A 5,936-nucleotide genomic window follows, 5' to 3' on the forward strand; every position below is an offset into this window, starting at 1 on the left:
GTCCCCGACGTGTGGGAGGCGGTGGTCTCGGCGTTCCGCGACTACGGCTACCGGCGGCTGCGGGCCAAGGCGCGGCTGAAGTTCCTGATCAAGGACTGGGGCATCGAACGCTTTAGGGAAGTTCTCGAAAGGGAATACCTGAAGCGAGCACTCATCGACGGGCCCGCTCCCGAGCCGGTGACCCGCCCCATCGACCACGTCGGTGTGCAGAAACTCAAGAACGGCCTGAACGCCGTCGGCGTTGCCCCAATCGCGGGCCGTGTCTCTGGCACGATCCTCTCGGCCGTCGCCGATCTCGCCGAGGCCGCCGGCTCGGACCGAATCCGGTTCACGCCGTACCAGAAGTTGATCATCCTCGACGTTCCCGACGAGAAGCTGAGCGAACTGACCGTTGGCCTGGACGCGCTCGGACTGCCGTCGCGGCCATCGCACTGGCGCAAGAACCTGATGGCCTGCACCGGCATCGAGTTCTGCAAGCTCTCCTTCGCCGAGACCCGCAATCGGTCCCAGGCGCTGGTGCCCGAGCTGGAGCGGCGGCTCGAGGACGTCAACGCACAACTCGACGTTCCGGTCACGATCAACGTCAACGGATGCCCGAACTCGTGTGCCCGCATCCAGGTCGCCGACATCGGGTTCAAGGGCCAGATGGTCGACGACGGCGACGGGCCCGTCGAGGGTTTCCAGGTCCATCTAGGCGGCAGCCTGGGCCTGGACAGCGCCTTCGGCCGCAAATTGCGTCAACACAAGGTGGTTTCCGCCGAGCTCGGCGACTACATCGAGCGTGTCGTCCGCAACTTCGTGAAACAACGCGAGGACGGAGAGCGTTTTGCTACCTGGGCGGTAAGGGCAGACGAGGCGGACTTGCGATGAGCGCTTGCGCGAAGAGAGTTGATTTGCGATGAAGCGCTGGTGCGAAGAGCGGACGGAAGAGGTGACTCCATGACAGACGTGATGACCGAGACCGGCCTGATCGAGCTGGCCGAACGTGGCGCGGACGAACTGGTCGGTGCGGGTGCCGAGGAGCTCCTGCGCTGGACCGAGGAGCACTTCGCCGGCGAGTACGTCGTGGCATCGAACATGCAGGATGCGGTGCTGGTGGACTTGGCCGCCAAGGTGCGCCCGGGTGTGGACGTCCTGTTCCTCGACACCGGCTACCACTTCGTCGAGACCATCGGCACCCGTGACGCCGTCGAGGCGGTCTACGACATCAACGTCGTCAACGTGACGCCGGAGAACAGCGTCACCAAGCAGGACGAACTGCTCGGCAAGGATCTCTTCGCGCGCGACCCGGCCGCCTGCTGCCGGATGCGCAAGGTCGAGCCGCTGGGCAAGGCGTTGAAGGGCTACACCGCCTGGGTCACCGGCATTCGTCGCGTCGAAGCGCCGACGCGCGCCAACGCGCCGCTGATCAGCTTCGACAAGGCCTTTGGCCTCGTCAAGATCAATCCGATCGCGGCGTGGACGGACGAGGACATGCAGTCCTACATCGACGCCAACGACGTGCTGGTCAACCCGCTGGTCTTCGAGGGTTATCCGTCGATCGGCTGCGCGCCGTGCACCGCGAAGCCGGTCGAGGGAGCAGATCCCCGCAGCGGTCGGTGGGCGGGCCAGTCGAAGACGGAGTGCGGGCTGCACGCGTCGTGACGATGCGCCCTCCCCCGCCGGAGACCCTGATCCTCGCCGCCCACGGCAGCGCGGATCCCAGGTCCTCGGCCGTCGCCGAGGCTCTTGCCGGGAGGATCCGGCGGTTGCGCACTGGACTGGACGTTCACGCGACGTTCCTGGAGCAGTCCACGCCATTCGTCGGTGACGTGCTCGCCGACGTCGCCCGTCGCAGCGCCACCGCCGTGGTGGTGCCGATGCTGCTCGCGAACGCCTTTCACGCAAGGGTCGATCTTCCCGCGGTGATCGAGGCGTCGGGTGCGTCCGTCCGGACGGCCGAGGTGCTCGGCGAGGACCCCGCGCTCGTCACGTTGCTCGGCAGGCGGTTGGCTGAGATCGGTGCATCCGCCGACGAGCGGGATCTCGGGGTGATCGTCGTCGCCGTGGGCACCTCGAAGGCGGCCGCGAACACCCGAACGGCGACGCTGGTCCCCGCTCTCGCCGCGCGGACGCGGTGGGCGGGGATCGAGGTGGCGTTTGCCACCGGTCCACACCCGACGGTGGCGGAGGCTGCGGTCCGCCTGCGGCGCCGCGGCGCACGTCGACTCGTCGTGGCCCCCTGGTTCATCGCGCACGGCCGGATCACCGATCGCGTCGCAGAAACCGCAGCGGCCCTTGGCATTCCGATGGCCGAACCCTTGGGCTCTCACAATCTCGTCGCAGCTACCCTGCTGGACCGGTTCGACGAGGCGCGCGCCGCCCTCATCGCCGCCTGAGCGTTCCCAGCGCTACCCTCCCGTCGAATCTGGCCGATCGTGATCCTTGGCGCCAACGCGTGTTCACCAGCCCATCCCGAGAAGTAACTGGCAGCGACCGGTCGGGACGATTGTGCGACCAACCCGCTTCGGAGTGGTAGTGCTTAGAGCACATTTTCAGGTGACTTGAGGCACCCCAGAGATCGCTCACACGAATTCAGCGCCGTTTGCTCTGAATGTGGCATCATATTGACGTTAGCGTTTGGCAACCGGCTACTCGGACGCAGTAGTGGGACGAATACGGGGATTGAGATTGGAAGAGATCATGAAATCAGATCGTTGGGCTCGTCGCTTGGCCCTGGTGGCCGGCGGTAGCGCAATAATCGCCATGGGTGCTTTGACCGCCGGATGTAGCGGCACTGAATCACCCGCTCCCTCCAGCACGACGACCACTACCACGGCGACGACCACGTCGTCCGTTGCTCCGTCCCCGACGGAGAAGAACGTCAACCCCACTGGCGGCAACAGCTTCTCGCCGCCCGTGAAGGCGCCTCCCCTGCCGTCGGGCCATCCCGGCAACACCAGCCACACCGGCTAGGGACAGCGTCGATCTCACGACCGCACGATCGGCCCGCGGGGCGCGACGACCTTCGCGCCCCGCGGACGCGGCACTACCCCTTCCCCGTGCACCGCGACGCCCCCACCGCGGGCGTCGGCTCTCTGGCTCTGGAGTCCACTGATGTTTGCTACGCGCCGAACGGCGTCCCGACTGCTCGGGTGTTGGCTGGCGGTGTCGCTCGTGGTGGCCGTTTCGATGGTCATCGTCGACCACCGTTCCGAGCCGAATGCCGAACGCACGGCGGTCATCGGGGGTCCATATGCCCGGCTGCTCGCCAGTTCCGCGGATCTCGGACCGTCCCGGCTGGACCGTGCACAGCTCACCGTTGGACTTCGTGACTCGACCCGCCCCGAGCCGTTGATCACCTGGGCGGCGGGCGAGGGTCTCGCCGTGCGATGGCAGCCCGGCGAGGAATGGGCGATCGTCGACGGCGCACCAGGGGATGTGGCCAGGGCCTTCGACGTTCCCGTTCACGACTTCCGCGGCATGCAGGGGCAGGTGTTCTACGCGTCCGCCCAGCAGCCCGAGGTCCCGCCGGCGATCGAACGCACGGTGAGCGACCTCGGGCGCATTCTCGGGTACACGCCACATCGCGAAAAGCGCCCCGACATCATTCCCCTCGACGTTCCGTCCCAAGGGTTGACGCCCGACGCCCTGCTGACTGCCTACAACGCGAATCCGCTTGCGGCAGACGGGTTCACGGGCAAGGGGCAGACCATCGTCTTCTTCGCGTTCAGCGGCTACGACCAGGGGGACCTCGACGACTTCGCCCAGATGTCGGGTCTGCCACCCCTGAAGCCGATCCTCGTCGGCGGCCAGCCAAGCGAATCCCGCGCCGAGACCGTGATGGACCTCGAAGTCGCACACGCCATCGCACCGGACGCTCGGTTGGTGGTGATCAACGCCAGGCCCACTCTGGAGGGTGGGCGCACCTACGAGCGGATCGCCGAGATGTTCGACGCCGCGAACCGGCAGTTCCCCGGCGCCGTGTGGAGTCTGTCCATCGGGTGGGGGTGCGACGCCCTGATCACCGCGACGGACCTCAAACCAGTGCAGTCCGCCTTGGAGCGGGCCCACGCGAACGGGACGTCGGCCTTCGATGCCAGCGGCGACACCGGCGGGCTGGAATGCAAGGGCGGCGACGGCTGGTCGGCGCCGCCCGGCCCGGATGACGTCGGACTGGATGCCGTCGCGTCCCTGCCAGGCATCACCTCCGTAGGCGGCACCACCATGTCCACCGACGAGAAGGGCCAGTGGCTGGCCGAGCAGGCCTGGGTCGACGCGCCGCTGTCGCAGGGCACCAGCGGCGGGGTGTCAAAGCTGTTTCCCCGGCCAGTCTGGCAGCGCAGATTGTCGATCGAACGGGACTCCGGTAAACGACAACGCCGCCTGACACCCGACGTGTCAGCGGTCGCCGACCCTTTCACGGGCGTCAAGATCAGGTTCGACAAGCAGGATCTGGTGGGCGCGGGCACCTCGCAGGCCGCACCGATCTGGGCCGGCCTGACGGCGCTGATGAATCAGTACCTCTTAGCGCACGGCGGACACGCCCTCGGCGACGTCAACCCACTGCTCTACCAGGTGGCAAAGGGCGCGAATTCGCCGGGGTTTCGAGACGTCACGCTGGGCGGGAACGCGGTCGACGTCGCGGTTCCCGGCTACGACCTGGCAACCGGGCTCGGAAGCCCCAACGTTGAATATCTCGCCCGCGACTTCCTCGACATCCAGAAGGGCGTGGCCCCCCGATGACGGGCATGGCCTGTCGCGTCTGCCAGGTAACCGTCCCGTCGGGCGAGTTCTGCGGAAACTGTGGCGCGACGCGGGTCCGTCGGCGTGGCGACGGACCTTCGTGGCTCCGCATGTCGGCCTATTCGGCAGCGCCGAACCAACGCGTCCTGAGCCCGTGGGTGACGAGCACGATCTTCCCGTTGCTGCCACGGCGTTCTCGGACGGCGTTCACGGTCGCGCTCATCGGTGTGGTCGCGCTGATGCTGGGCACCGCACTGCCGCTGTGGCAGGCCGCGCTGATCGGGCTGGTCGGCTTCGGGTTGCCGTTGCTGTTCGTGGTCTACCTCGTGGAGACGGACGCATTCGTGGATCTGTCGATCGGCGCCCTGGCGAGCACCGCCGTGCTTGGCATCGCGTTCGGCGTGGGGTGGGGACTGGCGACGGACGTCGCTGCCGCGCGCACCGACGACGACGCACTCGGCCTGCCGGTCAGCACGGCCAGAATCCTCATCACGGGGCTCGCCATTCCGCTTGGCTTCCTGATCCTCCTGCTCGCCCCGATGATCCTGGTCCGGCTATGGCGTCCTGGCGTGCGAGAGTCGTTGGACGGGTTCGTGATTGGAACGCTCGCTGCGCTCTGCTTCACGAGCGCGGGCAGCCTGACGCGGTTGGCGCCTCAGTTCGAAGGAGGTCCGATAGACGATGACGGCCAAGGGCCGATGCATCTGGTGGTCGCTGGCGCCATCCAGGGGGTGGCGATACCGTTGACGGCGGCGGCCATCGGCGGCGCCATCGGCGCCACCCTGTGGTTCACACCGCGGGCGGATTCGACGCACGGGTCGCGGTGGTACTCGTTGACCTCCCCGGTCCCCGCAACGGTGTTCGGGGTAGCGGTCTACCTCGTATTGGGTCTGCTCGACCTCCTTTCGCTGCCGAACGACCTCGCGATGGGCATCTACGCCCTTCTCGCGGTGCTGGCCCTCTATGCGTTGCGGATCGTCGTCCACTCCACCTTGCTCCTGGAAGAACCCGACCGTGCATCCCCCGACGACGTGGTGTTGTGCCCGCAGTGCGACCACGTCGTTCCAGATCTGCCGTTCTGTCCCCGCTGCGGAGTCGCAGGCCACGCCGCGTCCCGGACGTCGCGGGCGGCACGGCGCTCCCCTCGTCCGGTTCCCGTCGGCCCGTCCGCTGACGCGCGATGAGCGCGCCTCCTGCCCCAACTCCACTAC

Annotated in this window: 6 protein-coding genes; all 6 read left to right on the plus strand. The window is 67.4% G+C overall.

Translation table 11 applies throughout. The features are described from left to right. Positions 1–870, plus strand: an 870-nt coding sequence (locus tag ACRDUX_RS01770; RefSeq protein ID WP_526410425.1) for a nitrite/sulfite reductase, incomplete at its 5' end; no start/stop codon positions are given. Between the two features lie 69 nt (positions 871–939). Beyond that, positions 940–1,644, plus strand: coding sequence for a phosphoadenylyl-sulfate reductase (locus tag ACRDUX_RS01775; protein ID WP_526410427.1), 705 nt, complete (start codon positions 940–942; stop codon positions 1,642–1,644). A 2-nt stretch (positions 1,645–1,646) separates the two neighbouring features. Continuing rightward, on the plus strand, positions 1,647–2,378 hold the full coding sequence (locus ACRDUX_RS01780; protein WP_526410429.1) for a sirohydrochlorin chelatase: 732 nt from the start codon (positions 1,647–1,649) through the stop codon (positions 2,376–2,378). A gap of 304 nt (positions 2,379–2,682) precedes the next feature. After that, positions 2,683–2,955 (plus strand): hypothetical protein, encoded by a 273-nt coding sequence (locus ACRDUX_RS01785; RefSeq protein WP_526410431.1) that lies wholly within the window; start codon positions 2,683–2,685, stop codon positions 2,953–2,955. A gap of 141 nt (positions 2,956–3,096) precedes the next feature. After that, on the plus strand, positions 3,097–4,725 hold the full coding sequence (locus ACRDUX_RS01790; RefSeq protein ID WP_526410433.1) for a S53 family peptidase: 1,629 nt from the start codon (positions 3,097–3,099) through the stop codon (positions 4,723–4,725). 110 nt (positions 4,726–4,835) lie between these two features. Continuing rightward, on the plus strand, positions 4,836–5,909 hold the full coding sequence (locus tag ACRDUX_RS01795) for an Rcat domain-containing protein (RefSeq protein ID WP_526410435.1): 1,074 nt from the start codon (positions 4,836–4,838) through the stop codon (positions 5,907–5,909). The last annotated feature ends 27 nt before the right edge of the window (positions 5,910–5,936 follow it).

Origin of the sequence: Mycobacterium sp. (genome assembly GCF_050701675.1) — a bacterium.
Classification (GTDB): Bacteria; Actinomycetota; Actinomycetes; order Mycobacteriales; family Mycobacteriaceae; genus Mycobacterium.